The sequence below is a fragment of the Microbulbifer agarilyticus S89 genome, from assembly GCF_000220505.1.
Taxonomy (GTDB): domain Bacteria; phylum Pseudomonadota; class Gammaproteobacteria; order Pseudomonadales; family Cellvibrionaceae; genus Microbulbifer; species Microbulbifer agarilyticus_B.
This window is the reverse complement of the sequence record NZ_AFPJ01000020.1, coordinates 62,913-85,166: the sequence shown is the minus strand read 5'-3', so window position 1 is coordinate 85,166 and position 22,254 is coordinate 62,913. Positions and strand designations below refer to the sequence as shown.

General features: G+C 55.4%; 20 protein-coding genes. 14 read left to right on the top strand and 6 right to left on the bottom strand.

The genetic code is table 11. The features are described from left to right. Position 1: 1 nt before the first annotated feature. Positions 2-1,063, bottom strand: a complete 1,062-nt coding sequence (gene purM, locus AS89_RS0106050) for a phosphoribosylformylglycinamidine cyclo-ligase (RefSeq protein ID WP_010131558.1) — start codon at positions 1,061-1,063, stop codon at positions 2-4. Between the two features lie 302 nt (positions 1,064-1,365). Between purM and AS89_RS0106045 the strand changes: the two genes are divergently transcribed. Together AS89_RS0106045 and hda are read left to right on the top strand one after the other, a co-directional pair. Further along, positions 1,366-2,460: a DUF2066 domain-containing protein gene (locus AS89_RS0106045; RefSeq protein ID WP_033230033.1), complete on the top strand. Its 1,095-nt coding sequence runs from the start codon at positions 1,366-1,368 to the stop codon at positions 2,458-2,460. Between the two features lie 5 nt (positions 2,461-2,465). Beyond that, entirely contained in the window at positions 2,466-3,200 is a 735-nt protein-coding gene (gene hda / locus AS89_RS0106040) for a DnaA regulatory inactivator Hda (RefSeq protein ID WP_033230032.1), read from the top strand. On the opposite strand, the gene AS89_RS0106035 is transcribed toward hda, so the two are convergent. From AS89_RS0106035 to AS89_RS0106020, 4 genes are all read right to left on the bottom strand, one after another. Further along, positions 3,190-4,515 (bottom strand): catalase family protein, encoded by a 1,326-nt coding sequence (locus tag AS89_RS0106035; protein ID WP_010131554.1) that lies wholly within the window; start codon positions 4,513-4,515, stop codon positions 3,190-3,192. The genes hda and AS89_RS0106035 overlap by 11 nt on opposite strands. Beyond that, positions 4,512-6,533, bottom strand: a complete 2,022-nt coding sequence (locus AS89_RS18145; protein WP_010131553.1) for a di-heme-cytochrome C peroxidase — start codon at positions 6,531-6,533, stop codon at positions 4,512-4,514. The genes AS89_RS0106035 and AS89_RS18145 overlap by 4 nt, the downstream gene beginning before the upstream one ends. A 290-nt stretch (positions 6,534-6,823) precedes the next feature. Further along, positions 6,824-8,728, bottom strand: coding sequence for a DUF885 domain-containing protein (locus AS89_RS0106025; protein ID WP_010131552.1), 1,905 nt, complete (start codon positions 8,726-8,728; stop codon positions 6,824-6,826). A 266-nt stretch (positions 8,729-8,994) separates the two neighbouring features. Continuing rightward, positions 8,995-9,576 carry a superoxide dismutase gene (locus AS89_RS0106020; RefSeq protein ID WP_010131551.1) on the bottom strand — a complete coding sequence of 194 codons (582 nt, stop codon included), beginning with the start codon at positions 9,574-9,576 and terminating at the stop codon, positions 8,995-8,997. Positions 9,577-9,927: 351 nt separating this feature from the next. Between AS89_RS0106020 and AS89_RS0106015 the strand changes: the two genes are divergently transcribed. From AS89_RS0106015 to AS89_RS0105960, 12 genes are all read left to right on the top strand, one after another. Beyond that, complete coding sequence (locus AS89_RS0106015; RefSeq protein ID WP_010131549.1) at positions 9,928-10,686, top strand: hypothetical protein; 759 nt, start codon at positions 9,928-9,930, stop codon at positions 10,684-10,686. A gap of 195 nt (positions 10,687-10,881) precedes the next feature. Then, entirely contained in the window at positions 10,882-12,390 is a 1,509-nt protein-coding gene (locus AS89_RS0106010) for a fumarate hydratase (protein ID WP_010131547.1), read from the top strand. A 145-nt stretch (positions 12,391-12,535) separates the two neighbouring features. Beyond that, on the top strand, positions 12,536-13,393 hold the full coding sequence (locus tag AS89_RS0106005; RefSeq protein ID WP_010131546.1) for a mechanosensitive ion channel family protein: 858 nt from the start codon (positions 12,536-12,538) through the stop codon (positions 13,391-13,393). Positions 13,394-13,964: 571 nt separating this feature from the next. After that, the gene (locus tag AS89_RS0106000; RefSeq protein ID WP_010131545.1) at positions 13,965-14,558 is read left to right on the top strand and encodes a TrmH family RNA methyltransferase; all 594 of its coding nucleotides are present in this window, start codon (positions 13,965-13,967) and stop codon (positions 14,556-14,558) included. Between the two features lie 24 nt (positions 14,559-14,582). Beyond that, on the top strand, positions 14,583-15,059 hold the full coding sequence (locus AS89_RS0105995) for a LabA-like NYN domain-containing protein (RefSeq protein ID WP_010131544.1): 477 nt from the start codon (positions 14,583-14,585) through the stop codon (positions 15,057-15,059). Between the two features lie 37 nt (positions 15,060-15,096). Further along, positions 15,097-15,810: a CPBP family intramembrane glutamic endopeptidase gene (locus tag AS89_RS17020; RefSeq protein WP_010131543.1), complete on the top strand. Its 714-nt coding sequence runs from the start codon at positions 15,097-15,099 to the stop codon at positions 15,808-15,810. Between the two features lie 108 nt (positions 15,811-15,918). Beyond that, entirely contained in the window at positions 15,919-16,275 is a 357-nt protein-coding gene (locus tag AS89_RS0105985) for a DoxX family protein (RefSeq protein WP_010131542.1), read from the top strand. An 87-nt stretch (positions 16,276-16,362) separates the two neighbouring features. Further along, positions 16,363-16,728: a hypothetical protein gene (locus tag AS89_RS0105980; protein WP_010131541.1), complete on the top strand. Its 366-nt coding sequence runs from the start codon at positions 16,363-16,365 to the stop codon at positions 16,726-16,728. Between the two features lie 223 nt (positions 16,729-16,951). Then, entirely contained in the window at positions 16,952-17,554 is a 603-nt protein-coding gene (locus AS89_RS0105975) for an FMN-dependent NADH-azoreductase (RefSeq protein ID WP_010131540.1), read from the top strand. 66 nt (positions 17,555-17,620) lie between these two features. Next, positions 17,621-18,397, top strand: a complete 777-nt coding sequence (locus AS89_RS0105970; protein WP_010131539.1) for an amidohydrolase family protein — start codon at positions 17,621-17,623, stop codon at positions 18,395-18,397. A gap of 160 nt (positions 18,398-18,557) precedes the next feature. Continuing rightward, the gene (chrA, locus tag AS89_RS0105965; RefSeq protein ID WP_010131538.1) at positions 18,558-19,760 is read left to right on the top strand and encodes a chromate efflux transporter; all 1,203 of its coding nucleotides are present in this window, start codon (positions 18,558-18,560) and stop codon (positions 19,758-19,760) included. Positions 19,761-19,835: 75 nt separating this feature from the next. Continuing rightward, complete coding sequence (locus AS89_RS0105960) at positions 19,836-20,240, top strand: nuclear transport factor 2 family protein (protein ID WP_010131536.1); 405 nt, start codon at positions 19,836-19,838, stop codon at positions 20,238-20,240. 27 nt (positions 20,241-20,267) lie between these two features. Here AS89_RS0105960 and AS89_RS0105955 read toward each other — a convergent pair whose 3' ends face one another. Then, complete coding sequence (locus AS89_RS0105955; protein WP_010131535.1) at positions 20,268-22,136, bottom strand: DUF885 domain-containing protein; 1,869 nt, start codon at positions 22,134-22,136, stop codon at positions 20,268-20,270. Positions 22,137-22,254: the final 118 nt, after the last annotated feature.

Genomic DNA, 22,254 nt, shown 5'->3' with positions numbered 1-22,254 from the left:
ATTACAGGCCCGCCAATTCAACCGCTTCGCCACCATTGGCGGCTTCGATACTGCCGACGATGAAGGCGTCTTCACCCAGCTCTTGCAGCTTGGCAACGGCCTTGTCAGCCTGGTCAGCGGGCACACAGATCACCATGCCCACACCACAGTTAAAGGTGCGGTACATCTCGCGGCTTTCGATGTTGCCGGCTTCCTGCAGCCAGCGGAATACCGGGGGCAGGTCCCAGCTCTTGGTGTCGATAACGGCACGGGCGTTGTCCGGAAGTACGCGCGGCAGGTTTTCCAGCAGGCCGCCACCGGTAATGTGGCTCAGCGCGTTTACCTGTACTTCCTTCATCAGGGCCAGCAGGCTCTTCACGTAGATACGGGTCGGTGCCATCAGGGACTCGGCCAGAGATTTGCCTTCCAGGTCCTTGTTCAGGTCGGCACCGCTGATTTCCAGAACCTTGCGGATCAGGGAGTAGCCGTTGGAGTGCGGGCCAGAGGCACCGAGGCCAATCAGCTTGTCGCCAGTTTTGACCTTGCTGCCGTCGATGATTTCGGATTTTTCCACCACGCCCACACAGAAGCCTGCCAGGTCGTAGTCATCACCCTCGTACATGCCCGGCATTTCGGCGGTCTCGCCGCCTACCAGTGCCGCGCCGGCCAGCTCACAGCCTTTGCCGATACCAGTGACCACGTCGGCTGCGATGTCGACGTTCAGCTTGCCGGTGGCGTAGTAGTCGAGGAAGAACAGCGGCTCAGCGCCGGCGACCACCAGGTCGTTGACACACATGGCGACCAGGTCGATGCCGATGCTGTCGTGAATGCCGAGATCCATGGCCAGGCGCAGTTTGGTGCCGACACCATCGGTGCCAGAAACCAGCACCGGCTCTTTATAGCCGCTGGGCAGCTCGCAGAGGGCGCCAAAGCCGCCCAGGCCGCCCATGACCTCCGGGCGCGTGGTGCGCTTGGCTACGTGCTTGATACGCTCAACCAGAGCGTTGCCCGCGTCGATATCGACACCGGCGTCTTTATAGCTGAGAGAAGGGCTTGCGGAGGAGTTGGGCTTGGAGTCGCTCATGGTTCAACCTGATAAGGGCCTAGATAAGAAGGGCGCGTATTCTAGTAGAAATTTACCTGAATGTGCGAACTGAAGGCTGGGAGAAACAGCCGACACTGATACAATAGTCGCTAATTGACTGCCGAGGTTCGCCTTCGGCGTGGGAACGCACCGCGAGATTGCCACCCGAGGCAGCGAATTCTGCTGATAGATGGCGATCAAATGTGCGCCTGATAGGTAATAGCATGTCTGGACCAGTATTAACGTCTGTGATGGAGCCAGTGTCTGTGACATATAAAGAGGTAAAAGGGGACCGCGAGCCAATGCCATCGATCTTAACCCCCCGGGTACTACTCTGTTTCGCTTTCATGTTGGCGGTGTTGCTGGCCCTGCCTGCTACTGCCCGCGTCATGCCAGACCTCTACGATGTGAGTGAGGCGGTGGCAAGCCGCGGCGCCAGCGACCGTGCAAGCGCCACGGCGCGCGGCCTGGAGCGTGTGTTTGTGCGGGTCACCGGTGACCTTGAGATTGCCAGTAACCCCAAGATTGCACCGGTGCTCAAGCAGTCGCAAAAGCTGCTGCAAAGCTACCGCTATGAAAGTGATGGCAACCAGCTGTACCTGAATCTGGCATTTGACCCGCAGGCGGTGGGTGATCTGGTGCACAAGCTGCAGCTGCCGCTGTGGCCCAACAACCGCCCCGGCACTCTGGTGTGGATGGCGGTGGATACCCTGCAAGGCGGGCGCGACTCCCTGCGTCAGGAAGATTATCCGGAGCTGTTCGGCCTGCTGGACGGCCTCGCCATGGAGCGCGGCCTGCCGCTCGACTTTCCCGTTATGGACCTGAATGACCAGCGCAACATGCCGCTGGGGAGCCTGTGGGCACAGGATGAAGGTGCGGCTGAGCGCGCGGGTGTGCGCTACCGTCCAGATGCCACCTTAATGGGGCGCCTGCTGCAGACCTCTGGTCAGCGCTGGCAAGCCAACTGGCTGCTTATCCATGGTGGCCGCAGTTACGCTTTCGATGCCAGCGGCAGCTCCATGGAAGAAGTGGCGTTGCGCGGTGTGAATGGTGCCGCCAATTTACTGGCAGAGCGCTATGCGGTGCGCAGTTCTGATACCGGCGTGACCAGCGCGGTGCTGGTGGAGATCTCCGGTATTCGTAGCTTCGCCCAGTATTCCGCGGCGACGTCCTACCTGCAGGGGCTGGCCCAGGTCAGCAGCGCAGATGTGCTCGCCGTCAATGGCGATCGCCTGACCCTGGCGCTGACCACCAGCACCCAGCTGCAAACCCTGCAGAATGTCCTCTCCCTGAACCGCAACTTGCAGTCGGCCCGCGACGATGGGCTGGTCGACCTGTCCGGTTACCGCGCGCCGCTCGGAAGCGCGCAGAACCCATTGCGATACAGCTGGCAGTAAAACTCGTGGCAGGTAGCAGTCAATCCGGTGGTGTACCGCAGCAGCTTCCTTTAGGAGTGTCCCTGCGTGACGACGCCACCTTTGCCAACTTTTTCCAGTCACCGGATGATGGCAATCGTCAGGTGGTGGGTATGTTGCGGGCTTTTGCCAGTGGGCAAAGTCCGGAGCAAGCCATGTACCTCTGGGGCGAGTCCGGCAGTGGCGTAACGCACCTGCTGCAATCTGCCTGTCAGGTGGCGGAAGCCACCGGGCGCCGCTTTCAGTACCTGCCACTGACGGACCTCATTCACGCCGACCCGGAGCCCATTGTCGAGGGGTTGGAGAATTTGGACCTTGTGTGTATTGATGACCTCCAGGAAATTGAAGGCCGTGCGCATTGGCAGACCGCGCTGTTTCATTTGTACAACCGGTTGCGCGATAGCGGCCGACAGTTGTTGTTGGGGGCGCGACAGTCCCCACGCGGCCTGAACCTTACCCTGGCGGACCTGCAGTCCCGCCTGCAGTGGGGGCTCACCTTCCAGCTTCACCCCCTGAGTGACAGCGACAAGCTCGGCGCCCTGATTCAGCGCAGCAAGCTGCGCGGGTTTGACCTGCCGGAGGATGTGGCCCAATACATTCTGCACCGGGCGCCGCGGGATACCCGCGCCCTGTTCGCCTGTTTGGAGCAGATTGATCGCGCTTCCTTACAGGCGCAGCGCAAAGTCACCATTCCCTTCGTCAAGCAGGTCCTCAATATCTGACTGCGCCGTAGCCTTCACACTGGCTAATGACCTCACTGCCATCTTCTGGGCGGTAGTGCCCATCGAAACACCGCGGTAGAGGCCAGCGTGGCTTGCGAATACGCAAACCCTGAGATTCATCGCAGGCCTGTCCGCCCTTGTGCAAGCACCAGTTTCCTGGCTCCGCCCGCGGTGCGCCGTTGTGCTGGTGGCGAAACTGGGAAACCGCGTTATACACCAGTCGGCGGGCCCGGTTCAGGCTACCCAGTGGCTCCCACGCGCCAACACCGCGCCACGGGTTCATCGACAGGTTTTCACAAAATGTTTGCTGAGCCTCACCGGTAAATTCCTGCGGCGGAATATGTACGCGTGCCACGGGGATAAACGGCGATTGTGATTCCTGCCAGATCACGGTGCCATCATCCAGTGGCATGTCTGCCTCGCTCGCCCCCGCCACTCGTGGTTGCAGCATAAAGTCAAAGCAGGCGCTGCCGGTGTTGAGCGTGTCGCTCATCTGCTCGGTAAGAAAGTTTTCATCGTTCTGCCCAACGGTGACCGGGTAGCGGCTGCCCGGGCAGGGGCGGGTGGAAAATTTTACCGGGGTATTCCCCAGGCGATAGGGCAGCATGGAAAAGTACTGCGTATCCAGCGGGTTATTGATGGTCGAGGATACGGTCTGGTAGGCCCGCAGGGTTTCGATTGGATGCAGCCGCGGTGGCCACAAACCCATAAACCAGCCCCCGCGATCCATCTTGGCCAGGTACTGCATATTGTCTGCGTAATCGAAAATATTTCGATTAAAAAACGCCGGCATGTTGGTCATGATGAAGTCCTGGTTGGTGCTGCCTGCATCCGCCAGTTCTGGCGCAATGGGCGTGCCCTGGGCAGCCATTACTTTCACCGCCATACCGCGGGCGTCACCCTCCCCGTCAGGTTGTACCTGCATGTCACCATTGGAAAAGCGAATCCAGGCGCGGTAGCTGCGGCCGGGTTCACTGAAAATGGAGTGACGGAAGCGCGGCGGAATATCGCCGTTGATTTCGAATTCCGCGCGCACGCAACCGGTGGCTTTGGCATGGGCGTCTCTTCGGTAATGATTGCCGTATCGCGGACTGTTGAGCGCATGCGCAGCTTTGGAAATCTCCCGCGCCGATTGAATGGCCGACGTAATGGCGGCTTGCTCGGCGGCGGAGATTTCCATACCCAGAGTGTCCAGCGCAGCAGGCTGTACTTCGCGCGTGGTTTCTCTAGCGGAAGCGACACAGGCTGTGGCAGCGCAAAACATCACGACGATTATTGGTGCGGTAAATCCCGGGTAGAAGTGTGGCGACTTCATGGTGTTACCTCGCTGTTAACCAGTTGTGGTGCAGCATCGTGGCGGAAGGGCGCGCAGGCCTGGTCGCCGATGGCGCTGGCTGGAGGCTCCGGGTATTGATCCCAGTTTTGCGGGTCGCCATTCAAGCGTTCCGAGAAGTCCGGATTACCCATCACCTTCAGGTATTCCAGCAGTGCCAGGCGCTCGCCTTCCTTGAAGCGCCGGCCAATACGCCCGGGCACATCGGCGTCGGTGAACTGGTGCCCGCTATTGCTGTTTCCTTTTTTCGTAGTATCAAACTCGAAATTACCGCGGCGCATCTCGGTCCTGTAACCCAGCTTCTGTGGATTGTATTCGCGGTGGCCGACACCGAAGCGTACCGGGCGAACCTCCCTCGGCGAGAGCAGGTCATAAATAGTGGGTACCGAGCCGTTATGCAGGAAGGGTGGGGTGGCCCAGACACCGTGCAATGGGCGAGCCTTGTACGCGGCTTTATTGACGATGCGGAAGGGCACATTCAGCCCGTCGTAATCGGCGATGCCGTTAGCGTCGCTGGAAATACCGCTGTTCTCGTACAGCACCGGGACCAACTCATTTACGAGCAACTGCAAACCGTCACCGGCATTCACCCGACGGTTAATGTCGTCGTCCGGGTCGTTCGGATTTTTGGCGACCAGAGGGCCGGGGTCATACGTATGGTCGACAAAGTTGTTCGCTGCGGTGGGGTCAGTTCCGATCACCTCCACATCGATCCACGGCACTGCCCAGATGGACTCACGCCAGTCTTCACGCAGGGGACGATCCTGTTCGTCATAGCTGATCTGACCCGACATATCCCACTGCCAGTTTACGCCGCGCTGGTTGCTGGGGTTGTCACCGGGCTTGGCGGCGACCGCCCATTGGTAAGGCTTGGATGGGTGCGGGCCGTGGCAGTGGGCACACTGATCGGCAAACAGTTCCTTGCCTTCACGGGCCTGTGTGACATCAATTTCACCCAACACATCTTCCGGCCATTTGGGCGGGCGCAGTTTGCGCAGGGTGGTCTCTACACAGTGCATACCCTTCACATCAATGGTGGTTTGGCCGAATTCGCCTGCGGGAAGCAGGTTCCCCTCTTGGTCCACCAGTTTCACCGGCGCCATCACCCCGAGGCCTTCGCCCACATTACGTGCCATGGCCTGATTGGTGAAGCCGGTATATTGCACCCAGTCAAAACGCCAGATGTCCCACAAAAAGGGGTAGCTCACTGGTGCATCTGCCGGTTGGTAATTCTCTTCAATATTCAGGTTGTAGCCGAATACCACGTTGCCGATACGGCCAACCGCATCGGTACGGCCGCGGCCTTCCGCTACCGGGAAGTTCTCTGCGCGCCCCGGGCCTTTGGCGAATTCAAAGAAGCGTTTGCGGTATGCCGAAAAGTCCTGCTTTAGCTGCGCCCTTGCCTGTTTGTCGTCACCCGCGACTTCGTCGGCAAAGCGCGACCACTTCAGGGGGTTGAAGGCTGTTTCCAGCGTGGTGGCGCCCAGGGAGAAAATGAACTCCCCGGGGGCACTTGTGGACATGCCGTGAATCGCCTGGCCACCATCGACGCGTAGCGCGGTGCCTTTGTAGTGCAGCTCACCGGTGTGGCACAGGGCACAGCCCAGGTCGAGGCGCTGTGAGTCGTCAAAGGTATTGGTGTGGCTGCCCATGCCTACCGGGTAAATACTGCCTGCGTTGGATTTGGGGCTGAAGGTCGGGTCGATAATAAACCCCCAGCCGCGCATGTTTTCTTCGCTGGCCAGTTTCTCTTTGGAGAACGGTTGCTCCAGTGCCTGTAGCCACTCGAAGTGCAGCCCCTGCAGTTCGGTTCCCTGCGGTGTGTTGTAAAACAGTTGGCGGTCTTCGTCTGTCCAACCCTGGTCCAGATAGCGCACCTCAGAAATATGTTCTTCGGTGATATTGGGTTTAAAGAACTTGTGCGCGAGGGTGCAGCCGGTCAATGTGAGCCCGCAAATTGCGGACAGGGCAAGGGGTAACTTGAGACGACGAAAATCCATTTGCGTGTATTCCCAGTGAGAGCAATCGAATTGTACTTCGGCGGTAGCAGCAAAGCGCAGGGCGCGACCGCGAAGCCACACATTGTAAATTGCGCCAACCGAAATAAAAGGGGGAAGCGGCACTGGAGCGGTTAAGGTGCCCAAGAAATATAAAAGGTATGCAAAAAGTTATGCTTGGATTGAGGAGGGCGTGAACAAATGTCACGAATGAGAGGTTCGGAGAATTGGGGAGGGGTGGCCACCGTCACCGCGAGTGTGTGACGGCAGCGCGCTCAGGGTGAAGTTGGGACTCAGTTACCCTGTTTGCTGTTTACCCAGTCGGTAACCAGCTGTTCCAGCACATCCAGCGGTACGGCACCGTTGGCCAGCACCACATCGTGGAACTCGCGGATGTCGAACTTGTCGCCCAACTGCTGTTTGGCATTTTCCCGCAGCTCCAGGATTTTCATCATGCCGATCTTGTAGGCGGTTGCTTGGCCAGGCATCACGATGTAACGCTCAATGGCTTTTACCACGTCGCCTTTCGGGTTTGGGCTGTTTTCTGCCAGCCAGTCGATGGCCTCTTCACGGGTCCACTTCTTGCTATGCAAACCGGTGTCGACAACGAGGCGGCCAGCTCGCCACAACTCCATCGCCAGGCGGCCGAAGTCGGAGTAGGGGTCCTGGTACAGGCCAATTTCTTTAGGTACCAGTTCGGAATACAGTCCCCAGCCTTCGGTGTAAGCGGTGTAGCCACCGAACTTGCGGAAGCTCGGGACGTTCTCTAGCTCCTGCATGATGGACAGCTGCATATGGTGTCCCGGAATGCCCTCGTGGTAAGCGAGCGCTTCCATCTGGTACACCGGCATGCTGCTCATTTTGTACAGATTGGCGTAGTAAATACCCGGGCGAGATCCGTCCGGCGCGGGACGCTGGTAAAAGGCTTTACCGGCTGATTTTTCACGGAAGGGCTCTACCGCTTTTACCACCAGGTCTGCCTTGGGCTTGGTGATAAACAGTTCATCCATGCGCCCTTTCAGGTTGTCGATCATTGCAGTCGCTTCCTTCAGGTAGCGCTGCTTGCCTTCCTCGGTTTCTGGATAGTAGAACTGCTCATCGGTACGCATGAATTCAAAGAATTCCTGCAGACTACCTTCAAACTTCACCTTGGCCATGATCTCGCGCATCTCATCGTGAATGCGCTTCACATCCTCAAGACCCTTCTGGTGGATCTCTTCGGCGGTCATATCGGTGGTGGTGTAGACATTCAGGCGATGCTGATAGAAGGCGTCGCCATCTGGCAGCTTCCAGGCGCCATCGTCGGTGGTGGCTTTTTGTTCCAGCTCGCCCAAGTAGTCGGTGAGCTTCACGTACGCCGGTTTTACACTGTCGAGCATCGCGGTCTTGGCTTGTTCAACCAGCGCGGCTTTTTCTTCGTCACTGATTTCCAGCTTGTCTACCTTGCCCTTGAAGTCGGCAAACAGGGTGCTGTCTTCGCCATCATCAAAGGGGGCGCCAGTGATCAAGTTTTTACCGTCACTGATAATGTACGGAAAAACGAACTTCGGCACGATCACGCCCTTGTCGGCGCGCGCCTGCAGGTTTTCGATCAACTGGTCGAAATGCGCGGGCAGGGCGTTCAGGCGGGAGATGTAGGCTTCCGCATCGGACGCATCGTCGATACGGTGCTGGTTAATCAGCATGGATGCCACACTGGTGTGCACCGCGTACATCTGGTTTACCGGGTAAGTGTGCAGTCGCCACTTCCAGCCTTCGATATTCTGCTCCAGATTGCGGATGGCAAGGTCCAGAGATAGGCGGGTGGCCTTGTCGAGTTTGTTCAGATCAATCTGCTTCAGCGCTTCCAGCTGGCTTTTGTAGATCTCGTGGGTTTCTTTTTCGAACTCTGGCGAGAGGTCGTCCCACTTGCCGTAATCGTCTTTTTTACCCAGGAAGGTTTTGAATTCCGGGCTGCGATCTACCAGGGTCTGAAATTGCTGCTCAAACAGTTCGTTGGTTTGCTGGATAACCTCTGGGTCGCCCTCGGGCGCCGCGGCACCGGTCGCAGATCCCGTGTTTTCATCGGCGGCTTGTTCAGATACCGCAGCGGCTTCGTTTGCGGTGGCATTGTTTTGCTGACCGGCTGGTTCGCGGTCGCAACCTGTCACGGCGAGCGCGCTTATGGCCGCTGCCAGCAGAGTTAACTTGAGTTTCATGGTATGTCTCAATGCTAATGGATGAAGGGTAATTCGTTATTTTGAGTTGTGATGTTTTAGGCCGAAGTGACCTTCGATACAAGTCTCTACGGACTTCGGGTCACATTGGATCTCGTGCCTCAAACCGGGAAGCGTATGGCATGGCTCTCCTGAATGCCTCGCCGGCCCGCCTGCGCGGATCTCCCGATCGCCAGTCCTGAACATTCCGGCAGGTACAAAAAAGCGGGCCCATGGGCCCGCTTTTGGCGTCACTGAGCTAGCAGTGATCAGGCAAAGTTCTGGTTCACGAAGTCCCAGTTCAGCAGTGCCCAGAACGCTTCCATGTACTTCGGACGCGCGTTGCGGTAGTCGATGTAGTAAGCGTGTTCCCACACGTCGCAGGTCAGCAGCGGGGTAACGCTGCTGTCGGTCAGCGGGGTTTCGGCGTTGGAGGTGTTCACGATGGCAACGGAGCCGTCGGACTTCTTCACCAGCCAGGTCCAGCCAGAGCCGAAGTTATTCACAGCGCTCGCAGTGAATTCTTCTTTGAACTTGTCGAAGGAACCGAAGGCCGCATTGATGGCTTCCGCCACGGCGCCGGTAGCTGCGCCACCGCCGTTAGGGCTCAGGCAGTTCCAGTAGAAGGTGTGGTTCCAGATCTGGGCAGCGTTGTTGAATACACCACCAGAGGAGGACTTGATCACTTCTTCCAGAGACTTGTCGGCTTCCGGGGTGCCGTCCAGCAGGCCGTTCAGCTTGTCGACGTAGGTCTTGTGGTGCTTGCCGTAGTGGTACTCCAGGGTTTCCTGGGAGATGTGCGGCTGCAGCGCATCCATAGCATAGGGGAGTTCGGGCAGAACGTGTGCCATGTGATATTCCTTCCTTTGTCTGGGACCCATACCGACCCAAGTGCGGTAGTAGGTCAGTTATTGATGGGCCGCATTCTACACCTGCTTGATGTCATTATTAAGCCATCGGGCAGGTCAAAAGACTGCATTTGCGGTCTAACACACGACGATTTTGCTGTGAATAGGTCAATCCACTGCGGTTGAGCCTCTATGACGGCATAGTCGTGGTTTGTGCGACGGCGGGGTTTTCCTTTAGGTATGTCCTATTCTGATAACTGGACCCGCTTACTTTTTCGTCAATTTTTGGTATAACTGCCGCAGTTTTCATCTTTATATTCGGTCGACCAGGCCGAGCCAACGCAGGACAACAGCATGCAACGCAGAGAGCCCACATTTGATGGCAACAGTTCATCCTCTATGGACCCTCAGATCCCGAACGGTCCCATTGGTGGCCGTCGTCACGCCCCTGCCCAGCCGGCTGCGCCCTCTGCACCAGCAGAAGAAACCAGTGGCGGTGGTGGCTCTTCGTTTCTCGCCATCGTTGCGCTGATGCTGGCATTGGCCGGTCTCGGTGGTGCGGGCTTCCTGTATACCCAGTGGCAAGCCACAGTGGCGCAGCTGAAAGATGCCGATGCCCGTATCGTGCAGCTGGAAAAGCGCTTTGAAATGTCTGGCGAGGAGTCTGCCGCGTCGGTGGAGGTCCTGAACGCCAAGGTCAAAGAAAACGCCTCCGAAATCCGCAAGCTGTGGGGCGTTTCGTACGATACCAACCGCAAGAGCATTGCTGCCAACAAAGCCTCTGCGGCAGCGGCCTCGAAACAGGTCAGTGCTCTGGCCAAGAAGGTCAGCAGTGTTGAGAGCACGGTCAAGAAACTGGCCGGGTTGGAATCCGAAATCGCGACTCTGAAGGCGTCTACCGTCAATGCTTCGCGGGAAACGAAGGACAAGGTGGCCAGCCTGGAGCGTCAGCTGAATTCTGTGCGTGCGGACCTGACCGCGCGTGTGGGCGCGAACGAAGAAGCGGTGGAGTCCATCGACAGCTACCGCCGTACCGTTAATAAGGATCTGGTTCAGCTGCGCGACGCCATCCGCAGTCTGCAGTCCAGCTCCAGCACCGCCTCAGCGCCCTGATCTGAGGTCGTTGCAGCAAACTGCGATTAGCGGTGAAGGTTTTCGCCGCTAATCGTTCTCATTCTTGTTTGAATGATTCCGTCGGGCTGAAAATTTATTTGGCTCTAGCATCTCCTACCTGCGTCCTATCCAACACGCGAAGATAATTCGTGTAAAATCGCCGCCTTCGAGACGAGACGACAACCGGAGCCGGCAATGACGATTATCCGCCAGGACGACCTGATCGACAGCGTGGCCGACGCGCTGCAGTTCATTTCCTATTATCACCCACAGGATTTTATCCAGGCCCTGAACCAGGCTTACGAAAAGGAAGCCAACCCGGCGGCGAAAGACGCCATGGCTCAGATCCTGATTAATTCCCGCATGTGTGCCCAGGGCCACCGCCCCATCTGTCAGGACACCGGCATTGTGACGGTGAAGCTGAAAGTGGGTATGAATGTGCAGTGGGACGCGGACATGAGCGTGACCGACATGGTCAACGAGGGTGTGCGTCGCGCTTACAACAACCCTGATAATGTCTTGCGTGCTTCCATTCTGGAAGACCCGGACGGTGCCCGTAAGAACACCGGTGACAACACCCCGGCGGTCATTCACTACGAAATCGTCCCCGGTGACAATGTCGACGTCTATGTGGCGGCCAAGGGCGGCGGCAGTGAGGCGAAGAGCAAATTCGCCATGTTGAATCCGTCCGACTCCGTGGTGGACTGGGTACTGGAAATGGTGCCCAAGATGGGCGCGGGCTGGTGTCCGCCCGGCATGCTGGGTATTGGTGTTGGCGGTACTGCCGAGAAGGCCATGCTGTTGGCAAAAGAATCCCTGCTTGACCCGATCGATATTCAGGACCTGCAGGAGCGCGGTGCCTCTAACCGTGCGGAAGAATTGCGCCTGGAACTGTTCGACAAGGTCAACAAGCTGGGCATCGGTGCGCAGGGCCTGGGTGGCCTCACCACGGTGCTGGATGTGAAGGTGAAAGACTTCCCGACCCATGCGGCGAACAAAGCGGTTGCCATTATCCCGAACTGCGCGGCGACCCGTCACACCCACTTCACCCTGGATGGTTCCGGTGCTGCGCGCCAGACCCCGCCGAAGTTGGAAGACTGGCCGGAAATCACCCGTGCCGCGGGCGGCAACACTCGCCGGGTAAACCTGGATGAGGTGACCGCGGAAGACGTGCTGGAATGGCAACCAGGTGACACCTTGCTACTCAATGGCAAGATGTTGACCGGCCGCGATGCGGCACACAAGAAAATGGTAGACATCCTCGCCAAGGGTGAGAAACTGCCGGTGGATTTGACTGGCCGCTTTATCTATTACGTAGGCCCGGTTGATCCGGTGCGCGAAGAAGTCGTTGGCCCAGCGGGCCCCACGACCGCAACCCGTATGGATAAATTCACCCGCACCATGCTGGAAGAAACCGGCCTGCTGGGCATGATCGGCAAGGCGGAACGGGGCCCAACCGCCATCGAAGCTATCCGCGATAACAAAGCGGTATACCTGATGGCCGTTGGTGGTGCTGCGTACCTGGTTGCACAGGCGATCAAAGACGCCAAGGTCATCGCCTTCCCTGAACTGGGTATGGAAGCAATCTATGAATTTGAAGTGGAAGACATGCCGGTAACCGTAGCGGTAGATAGCCAGGGCGAATCGGTTCATAACACCGGCCCGGTTATCTGGAAGCACAAAATCGAAGAGGGTAGCGTGTAGGCTGTAACAAGTTCTCCGCTTTCGTGAAAACGGCGCCTCAGGGCGCCGTTTTTTGTCCCTGGGTAAATAGTAAATATCTAGCGCACGCCGTACCACGGCCAGGCGCGACGACTTAACTTAGTTTTATTTTTTGTTTGGCCAAACTATGAATGTACTCGCCGTGCTGCAGGAACTACTGCAGAACAAACTGATTGTCACCGCGCTGGTCGTCTTGGTGATCCTGCTGCTGAGATTTTCCTTGAGCTGGATTTTCTCCCGCCAAAAACAGTGGGAAAAACAGAGCCGTCGACGCCGAATCAACACCGTTCACAACCTCAGTAACCTGTTGTTGGTCATTGGTGTCATTATCGTGTGGGCACCGGAAATCCGTGAGTTCGCACTTTCTATCGCTGCATTTTCGGTGGCGATCGTTTTTGCATTGAGAGAACTGGTGCAAAGCCTCGTTGGAAAAATTTATCAGGCCAGTATGCGCTCGTTCCAGGTGGGAGACTGGATCAAGGTTGGCGATCAGTTTGGTGAGGTCATTGATAGCGACTGGCTGAGTACTACGCTGCTGGAAATTGACCCGCATGGACTGGGCAATGGGTACACCGGCATCACGCTGTATATGCCGAATAATGTGTTCTTTACCAAGCCGGTAAAAAACCTGAACTTTATGCGTCGTTATATCGAGCACAGCTTCTCAATCATCAGAGAAAACAAAGGCGGCAACCCGTTCGCAGCCAAGCGCTTCCTGGAGGACCGTATTTTGGAGTACAGCGAAAGCTTCATCGACGTCGCAGCGCGCTACTGCCAGATGATTGAGCACCGCACCGGTGTAGAACTGGCAGGCACCGATCCCAAAGTAAGCATTGCCACCAACGAACATGGGCACGATGTTGTCAGCATTACCATATTTTGCCCGCGCGAACAGGCACATGAGATCGAGCAGCGCGTTACCGAAGACTTCTATGAGTTCTGGTATAGCGGGCCGCATGCCGTGACTAAGGAGAAATCTGCCTGATAGCGCACGGCGAGAATTGTCAGATCAAGGCTGCCCGGGACGGATCGGGACCTGGGCGTCGCTCGTCGCCACCAGGGGAGGTAACCTTCTATTTACAGGCACACCTGCGAATTCAAGGGTGTGCTATGTAACATGCCAAGCGCCAGTTGCTAAGTGGATGCCAATTTTTCCATTCTGCGCTCATATTGCTTGAATAAAATCAGGCTAGTCGCGAACGCACCGGCCAGGAAAATGTGAGGTCCACAACCCTTTCAATGCATATCTTGTACATATAGCCATGAGTCAATCGTTCCAGCAGCCTGTGGCTTGTGTTGCCAGTTTGAAGTAGGGTAATCGGTTGACTTGTAAGACTGTGAATAACAAAAACGAGCCTTATTATCCTAGGGTAAACTGCCATAGGCTTGTTTTGTAAGCGCTCTCAATTCCACGTGGATGCTAACTCTCTGATTTAAAAGAGAATACTTCTGTAGTCTTAGATCGCTTTTGTGCGTAGAAGCCATTTACAGCAAATGACCATGGCTTGTGGATAAGGCTGTGTGGTGTAAATAAACTATCTGGGACCCGTGAGAAAATGGAAGTTGATAAAAGCGATGCTCGAAAAAGGGCCGATGAAATCAAGCCTTATCGCTGTAAAAACCTGATAGCTGTTCTCGAATATCCAATGGATATGAAGAATATTGGAACCGTCATTAGAAACGTCAATGCATTAGGTGTCGAAAAAACGTACATCGTTGACCCGCGCAATGCATTGCCCGACGATTGGCAGGAAATGAGAGAAAGGAAGTCGCTGTCAAAACCGTCTGTTTCTGCAATCAAATGGAGCTTCGTAAAGCGTTTTGATAGCACCGAAGAATGTCTCGCGCATTTGGCAAAGAACGGGTTTACCTCCATTGTCACTTCGCCTCACGTGAAAGGAAAAGACAACTTTATTTTGCATGAGGCCGATTATACACAGCCCAAATTGGCTGTTTGGTTTGGTAACGAATCTAGAGGTGTTAGCGATCTTGCCGTTGAAAATAGTGCATTCTGTGTATCTATACCAATGTTCGGAATGATTGAGAGCCTGAACCTCGGAACAACGTCAGGAATTGTACTTTATGAAGTTACCAAACAGCGCCGCGAGTACCAGGCAAAATACAAGAGAGCAAACCGCGGCACTATGTAATCTCCACCTAAGAGCTAAGTATCGATGGAGTCAGTATCCATATTGGTAGACGTGCAAAACGTTTATTATACGACCAGGCAAACCTATGGCCGAAACTTCGATTACAACAAGTTTTGGTCGAAGGTCACGAATAACCGGAAAGTCGTGCATGCCGTGGCGTATGCGATAGATCGTTCCGATGAGAAGCAAAAGCAGTTTCAAAACATACTTCGTGCAATCGGCTTTGAGGTTAAATTAAAGCCCTATATCCAACGGTCTGATGGTTCCGCAAAGGGCGATTGGGATGTGGGGATTACGTTAGATGCAATGGAGTATGCGAGGTCAAGTGATACTGTGGTTCTTGTATCAGGCGACGGTGACTTCGATCTGCTGGCAGAAAGAATCATCTCGGTGCATAAGTCCGCGGTTGAGGTTTACGGTGTCGAAGCGTTAACTGCCAACTCATTGATATCCGCTGCCACCAAGTTCATTCCCATAGGGTCAGACCTGCTACTAAATTGAGGTCAAATTATAGGGCAGGGTTCGTAAGGAAAGTGTCATGTTTGGATTGTTTGTAGCATTTCTGTTGTCTTGGGTCCTCCTGCGTCGCTTGGCTGGCGAGTCAATTACCGTTCTGGGAATTACACCAACATTGAAGCGCTGGGGCGAGCTTTTGCTTGGCCTGGGGTTTATGGCTGCTATAGCGATTATTAACTTCACCTGGCAAGCACACTTCAAGCAAGTTACCTATGTAATCAATCCTGAATACCGATTGCTGGATTTTTTCGGAGGATCTTTTTGGATAGTTAGATCGGTACTGTTTGAAGAACTCGTTTTTCGTGGGGCCATGCTATACCTGCTGATCCGGTATATTGGGGTGATTAAGGCATGCCTACTCAGCTCCGTGATTTTTGGTATCTATCATTGGTTCAGCTATGAGGTTTTCGGCGCCCGTCTTGTGCTGATGATATATATTTTCTTGGTTACCGGCATGGGCGGGTGGATGTTTGCGTTTGCCTATGCAAAAACCAGATCCCTGTATGCGCCTGTCGGCTTGCATCTTGGCTGGAACCTTGTCACGGCAATCGTTTTCTCCTCAGGCCCCCTGGGTAACCAGTGGTTAATTCAGCAGGGCGAAGCGGTTTATGCGAGCGATTGGATCACGCTGATTTTCTTTTCGCTGCAGGCAATTGTTGCTCCTGGCATCGTGACGCTTTATCTGCTTGCGCGCTATAACGCGTCGCAAAGCAGCGTTGCGCCCGTAATGAGATAGATCATGGCGCGCGCGGTCTTGCATGGAAAATTTCTTGCATTGCTTTGTATTGTCTTTGTTACGTTCAGCGTCGTGGTTATTAGTGCTTAATAAGGTGATCTTATAAACATGCGTATTTCGGTGTATGTTCTCGCCCTGATTTTCTTTGCTTCGGGCATGGCGAAGTTGCTGTCATTGCAATTCGAGGTTGATGCCTTTGCACGATGGCAGTATCCAATTTATTTTATGTACCTTGTCGGGGTGGTTGAGATTATAGGTGCCATTGGTCTGTTGATTCCCCGGTTTTCCGCGCTAGCCTCGCTATGTTTGGCAGGCTTTATGCTGGGCGCTGTTGGTACTCATTTCGTGCATCGAGAGTGGGTAATGCTTGTTGTCGCGTCAGTAATTGCTCTTGTCGCGCTTTGGCAGGGCTGGTCGGGGCGCGATGTGGTTGCGCAGTTATTCTCGCGGGGTAAGCCGAAATAGGGATGCCGGCGACGAGTCACTGCTATTGGCCGGCTAATATTGGAATATCGCTGCGCGCTTAGCGAGCACCCCTTCAGGAGAGCAAGAATGAAACGTGTTGTGTTGATTGGTTTACGGGCAGACGTCGTTGATTACGAGAAGTGGCCGGAGTTGTCCAAAGAGAAGCTAGAATCCGCTTTCCAGCGGGTACTGGAGGAGCTCACCCAAAGTGGCTATGACGCCCATTGGTGCTTAACCGACACGGGCGACACCGCGGAGGCTCAGGTAACAGAGGCTTTGCAAAAGGTGAACCCCGATGTTGTCCTCGTCGGTGCCGGGGTCCGGACCGACCCTGATCACTTTCTCCTGTTCGAAAAGGTGATCAACCTGATCCATCAGCACGCACCTAACGCGGCGATTGCGTTTAATTCTCTTCCTTTTGACTCGGTCGAAGCGGTCCAGCGCTGGAGCTGACGCCGGCCTTATCGCCGCTCCGCTAGAGGCGGATTCGCTGGTATATAAGGGCGCTTCCCGGTCTTTGGCGCTATGGTCAGCTGCCCAAAATCTTCCTGTTGATCTGCCCGAGCACCGATTCCTCGATTTTTTCGAACAAACGGTTCAGATATTTGCGTTTTTTTTATGTGCCGATCCGCCGGATACTGGGTTCATCAAATCCAACAGTTTCGAGGATCAAAAAATGAACCTTTTAGTCGTAAAAAGCAGCGTATTTGCCGGGGGCGGTCAATCTTCCATGCTGGCTGAGAAATTTGTCCAAAACTGGCGTGACCAGTACCCGGATGCTGAGGTGGCCGAGCGCGATCTGTCCGCGCATCCGGTGCCGCACCTAGATGCCAGCCGTATCGGTGCGCTCTTTTCGGCACCCGATGGACGTACGGTCGAGCAGCAGGCTGTGCTCGACTACGCCGATGAACTGCTCGCGGAAGTGACCAGTGCGGACGCCATTGTGCTGGCCGTACCCATGTACAACTTCGGCGTGCCCTCGCAGCTGAAAGCGTGGCTTGACCATCTGGCCCGCGCTGGGGTGAGCTTTAAGTACACCGAAACCGGCCCTGTGGGCTTGTTGCAGGACAAGCCGGTATACATCCTTGCCGCCCGCGGCGGCGTGTATCATGCCGCTGGGCAGGACTACCAAGCCCCCTTCCTGCGTCAGTTTTTTGGCCTGTTGGGAATTACCAGCCTGGAGTTTGTGTACGCTGAAGGCCTGAACATGGGCGAAGATGCCAAGCAGCAGGCACTGGCGGAAGCCGAACAGCAGATCGCCAGTCTGATTGTGGCCTAGCGACAATTGATGCTCTATCGCCGCTCTTCTGTCTAATGGATAGATATGCGAGGTGGCTAATAACCAATGCACAGACGAGATCACAGCGCACATCGTGGTGCCCGAATCTTTGATAGCCACCTGCATATCATCCCGGCTGGTTACCCTCTGTATGAGAACAATGGATTTCTGCCAGATTGCTTTTCTGTGGCGGATTATCGTACGGCGCTGGAGGCCTATGATGTGCAGGGCGGTGTGGTGGTTTCCGGTTCATTTCAGAAGCAAGACCAGAGTTATTTACTGGATTCCTTGCACAAGCTCGGAGAGGGCTTTTTCGGTGTTACGCAATTACGCTTTTCCGCCAGTGATGAAGACATCATTGCACTGAATTGTGCGGGGGTGCGCGGTGTGCGTTTTAACCTAATGCGCGGTGGCTCGGAGACTGTGGAAAACTTGGCATCATTCGCTGCGCGGGTCTATGAGCTGGTGAAGTGGCATGTTGAGCTGTATATCGATGCCAGAGAAATCGAGCCACTCTATGACACCCTGGTGGCCTTGCCGTCTGTTTCCATTGACCACCTGGGGTTAAGCAAGGCTGGATTGCCGTGGGTGATCAAATTGGCTGAGCGCGGTGTAAAAGTGAAAGCGACAGGGTTTGGGCGGGTCAATTTCGATCCCCGGCAGGCGCTGTCTGCGATTTATGATGCCAACCCTGCGAGCCTGATGTTTGGCACTGACCTCCCCGGAACCCGGGCGCCAAAACCTTTTTGTGCGAATGATATTGCGGTGATTCAGGAGACCCTGGGTGAAACGGCGGCGAATCGAGTGCTCTGTGACAATGCGGTTGCGTTTTATAACCGGTAGCTTGATGCGGTTGCACTTATGCAGCTGTAGATAGCAGCTGTAGATAGCAGCTGTAAATAAATGGGCGGCTGAGGTGGCACTGCCAGTTTGCGCGGGATGGATACAATGCGTTCGTGGGGCGATATCATTTCTGCCCACATACATTTCTTAAGCAGAGCATATGGCTGGAAACGAAGAGAGTAGACGCAGTGCATCTGAAATTTTCACTGTATTCCTGAGGCTGGGGCTCACCTCTTTTGGCGGTCCCATCGCCCATTTGGGATATTTTCGCAAGGAGTTCGTCGAGAAGAGGGCGTGGCTTAACGAGGCACAGTTTGCCCAGCTGCTTTCGATCAGCCAATTTCTACCAGGGCCGGCAAGCAGCCAGCTCGGCTTTTCTATCGGGCTACTCAAGGGCGGTTTGCCCGGGGCCATGTGTGCTTTTCTCGCCTTTACCCTGCCTTCCGTCTTTTTGCTGATCCTCTTCGCGGGGCTTTCCTCTTTTCTGTCTGGACCTGTTGGCGTCGCCATCGTGCACGGGCTGAAGCTTGTGGCCTGTGCGGTTGTTGCCGATGCACTGCTCAGCATGTTTAAAAATCTTTGTCCGGATAGCCGGCGGCGCGCAATTGCCGTGGCTGCGGCAGCTGTGTTGTTGGTGTTCTCATCCTCATATGTGCAGCTATTGGTGATACTGCTTGGCGGCATTGCCGGTGTGCTGCTCCTGCGGGAGGCGGGGAGTAGTACCGCGACCCCGGGAATCGCCGTTTCGTATGGCCATCGCACCGGTGCGATGGCACTGATCGGCTTTCTGGCGTTGCTATTGACGCTGCCACTGTTTACCAGCACAACGCCGAACCTGCTGTCGGTAGCGGAGGCGTTTTATCGGGCTGGTGCCTTGGTGTTCGGTGGCGGACATGTGGTTTTGCCGCTACTTGAGGATTCTGTGGTTACACAGGGCTGGGTGAGCCCGGATCAGTTTCTAGCCGGTTACGGTGCGGCTCAGGCCATTCCGGGGCCAATGTTCGCATTCTCTGCTTACCTGGGGACACTGATTCCATCCGGGTCGGGTGCCTTGCTGACGGCGGCAGTGGCACTGATTTTTATGTTTTTACCCGGCTTTCTTCTTGTGGTTGGCGTGTTGCCATTCTGGAGTTCTGTATCCCACAACTCGTTAGCCGCGCGCGTTATCGCTGGCGTCAATGCGGCAGTGGTCGGCTTACTGGGGGCGGCGCTGTATAACCCCATTTTCACCTCCGGTATTGAGGGCACCAGAGATCTCGCTGTTGCACTGGTCGGCTTGGCCCTGCTGGCAGTTTGGCGCGTGTCGCCGCTGCTGGTTGTATTGTGGTGTGTACTCGCCAGTGTGGTGTTGGTTTTGATTTAGTGCTCGCCGGCTTCTATACATTGGATTGCCGGCTGGCAAAGTTGCGCCGGCAGTCATTTTTGCGGAGCTTCTGTTATGCAGCCACAGGGTAGAAACTGCGATGTCGCCAGGCAGCTATACGACGCGTTCCTAGCCGGCGATCTCGATGGGGTCTACGCACTGCTGGACCCGGCGATCGTGTGGGAACTGGTGGGGTCGGATGAGGTACCACATTTTGGTATCTACCGGGGTCTCGATGAGGTGAAACGCTTTTTCTCTATCGTTGGTGATATCAACCGAGTCGAGTCTTTTGAAGTGCTTTCTTATACCGAGACGGAGAAGGGTGCCTATGTGGAGTGTCGCGAACGCGGCCATTTTGCCGGCCACCCGCAGCACTTTGACATACGCTCTTGCCAGATTCTTGAAGTGGAAAACGGACGAATCGTGCGCTTTCGCATCTATCAGGATACCTCGCAGATGGTGGATGCCTGGCGGTCTTGATGCCGCCCGCGTGTTACCAGCTGCGGCTTACAATTTGTCGAGCGGTTCCTCGACCAGCTTTGCCAGCATCAGCTCGCGGATAACCGGTACCGGCGCATTGCCATAGCTCAAAAAGGTCTCATGGAACTGCTTTAAATCAAATGCCGCACCCATCTTTCCCTTAATCTCATCCCGCAGCGCCATGATGTCCATGTAACCCGCGAAATAGCTAGTGAGCTGTACCTGGCTTAGGGTTGCGCGACGCCATTTCCCCTGCGCTTCGGCCTGTTGCTGGAAGCCCTGCTTCATCATCATATCCATGGCCTCCGCCTCGCTCATCCCCTTTACCTGAATGGAGTAATCCAGGAGGGTATTGATGACCGTGCGCAGGTTCCACTTGTAATACATCATCCAGAGCTCGGGCTCGAAATCACCGTAGCCGGCCTCCAGCATCATGCGCTCGGTGTACACCGCCCAGCCTTCGATCATTGCGCCGTTGCCAAGGATATTTTTTATCAGGCTCGGGGAGCGGTTGGCATATACGAGCTGTGTATAATGGCCGGGGATCGCTTCGTGAATATTCAATATTTGCATCAAGTAGGTGTTGTACTCACGCAGAAAGCTTTCGGCCTGGTCGTCCGGGAGTTCCGCAACCGGCATCACGTTGTAGTAGGTGTTGGCTTCCTTATCGTAGGGACCAGGCGCGTTGATTGAGGCAATGGCGAAGCCGCGCATGTAGGGCGGGGTGGTACGGACAACCAATGGTTTTTCTTCATCCAATGACAGCAGGTCTTTTTCCTTCACGAAAGCGACCAGCTCTGGGATCTGTTTTTCAACCTCTGCCTTGAAGGTTTCCTTGGTGGCGTGATTCAGGGAAAGCTTCTCCAGCACCTTGTGGATTTTTTCCAGAATATCCTGCGGGCGTTTTTCATCGGGAAAGTACTTTGGCCACAGTTTATCCGCCAGTTCATCCATTTTCAGATGCAGGCGATCTTTTTCACGCAGCGCACGTCCATATAGGGACTTGCCGCTCATGCTTATTTGGATGTCATAGCCAAACTTTTTTTCGTATTGTTCTTCGCCAATACGGAAGTCGCGGAAGCTGTCTGCGTTCGCCATTTTGGAATGCAGTGTTTGCAGAAATACCACGTACTCATCGATTGCTGTGCGTGCGTCTTTTAAACGCGCCAAAAACTGTTCCTGTTCCCGAGGAGAAAGTCCGCTGTCTTCGACCTGGCTTTCCAGCGACTCGCCAAACACAGACTTGGCACCCTCGTTTTGCTGGATGCCCAACATCAGCTGCGGAGCGGCGGGATTCTTCAGGGTCTTTTCTGCCGCGGCGTAGTAGGCCGGCACCTTGGTGAGGCGTTCGCTGAAGGTGCGCAGGCGCTCGTCCAGCGGTGCGTAGTCGGTATTCAGGATCAGCGCGAAACCGTGTGAGACATTGTAATCAGCGGGGTTCCACTCATGGGGTTTGAACTCGGTGAGCTTCCAGATGGTCTGGTTGAGAAAATTGGTGATCAGTGCAAGATCGGTGCGCGCTCCGACGCTCAGGGTCTGTGGGTCGAAGCCGGAAAATTGGTTGAGGTAATTCCGCGCAAAGCTCAGCACCGCCCGACGATAGTGGTTGTCGGGTACTTGCAGCTCACTGGCGACCTTGTAGTAGCCGTTGCTGATTGCCCAGGTAGGGAACAGCTGCCACATGCGCTCGATCATCTGGGCGCTCAGGCGCTCAAAGGTTTCTTCATTGACGGTCGCGCGTCGGCTGGGTTTTTCTTCTTCGGCGGGCGATTCGGCGACGCTCTGGTCGACGAGCGTCTCTGGGGCGTTGGCGTTGGATTTCTCGCTTGGCGCATCTTTCGGTCCACAGGCGCAGAGTATGCTGGCGAGGAGCAGTATCGCAGTCACTTGTTTCATAAAGTTGCTCGAACTTTTGACCGAATCTGTTGAAAAACTAGCACAGTCGTCTTGTTAGCAGGATTTTACCCCTACACAATTTCGTGTAACCGAGCTTATCTTGTTTCCGCTTCCTGAG

Bases quoted from the DNA above. Each gene is read 5' to 3' on its own strand.
- purM (WP_010131558.1), bottom strand. From the start codon at position 1,063: ATGAGCGACTCCAAGCCCAACTCCTCCGCAAGCCCTTCTCTCAGCTAT.
- AS89_RS0106045 (WP_033230033.1), top strand. From the start codon at position 1,366: ATGCCATCGATCTTAACCCCCCGGGTACTACTCTGTTTCGCTTTCATG.
- AS89_RS0106035 (WP_010131554.1), bottom strand. From the start codon at position 4,515: ATGAAGTCGCCACACTTCTACCCGGGATTTACCGCACCAATAATCGTC.
- AS89_RS18145 (WP_010131553.1), bottom strand. From the start codon at position 6,533: ATGGATTTTCGTCGTCTCAAGTTACCCCTTGCCCTGTCCGCAATTTGC.
- AS89_RS0106025 (WP_010131552.1), bottom strand. From the start codon at position 8,728: ATGAAACTCAAGTTAACTCTGCTGGCAGCGGCCATAAGCGCGCTCGCC.
- AS89_RS0106020 (WP_010131551.1), bottom strand. From the start codon at position 9,576: ATGGCACACGTTCTGCCCGAACTCCCCTATGCTATGGATGCGCTGCAG.
- AS89_RS0106015 (WP_010131549.1), top strand. From the start codon at position 9,928: ATGCAACGCAGAGAGCCCACATTTGATGGCAACAGTTCATCCTCTATG.
- AS89_RS0106010 (WP_010131547.1), top strand. From the start codon at position 10,882: ATGACGATTATCCGCCAGGACGACCTGATCGACAGCGTGGCCGACGCG.
- AS89_RS0106005 (WP_010131546.1), top strand. From the start codon at position 12,536: ATGAATGTACTCGCCGTGCTGCAGGAACTACTGCAGAACAAACTGATT.
- AS89_RS0106000 (WP_010131545.1), top strand. From the start codon at position 13,965: ATGGAAGTTGATAAAAGCGATGCTCGAAAAAGGGCCGATGAAATCAAG.
- AS89_RS0105995 (WP_010131544.1), top strand. From the start codon at position 14,583: ATGGAGTCAGTATCCATATTGGTAGACGTGCAAAACGTTTATTATACG.
- AS89_RS17020 (WP_010131543.1), top strand. From the start codon at position 15,097: ATGTTTGGATTGTTTGTAGCATTTCTGTTGTCTTGGGTCCTCCTGCGT.
- AS89_RS0105985 (WP_010131542.1), top strand. From the start codon at position 15,919: ATGCGTATTTCGGTGTATGTTCTCGCCCTGATTTTCTTTGCTTCGGGC.
- AS89_RS0105980 (WP_010131541.1), top strand. From the start codon at position 16,363: ATGAAACGTGTTGTGTTGATTGGTTTACGGGCAGACGTCGTTGATTAC.
- AS89_RS0105975 (WP_010131540.1), top strand. From the start codon at position 16,952: ATGAACCTTTTAGTCGTAAAAAGCAGCGTATTTGCCGGGGGCGGTCAA.
- AS89_RS0105970 (WP_010131539.1), top strand. From the start codon at position 17,621: ATGCACAGACGAGATCACAGCGCACATCGTGGTGCCCGAATCTTTGAT.
- chrA (WP_010131538.1), top strand. From the start codon at position 18,558: ATGGCTGGAAACGAAGAGAGTAGACGCAGTGCATCTGAAATTTTCACT.
- AS89_RS0105960 (WP_010131536.1), top strand. From the start codon at position 19,836: ATGCAGCCACAGGGTAGAAACTGCGATGTCGCCAGGCAGCTATACGAC.
- AS89_RS0105955 (WP_010131535.1), bottom strand. From the start codon at position 22,136: ATGAAACAAGTGACTGCGATACTGCTCCTCGCCAGCATACTCTGCGCC.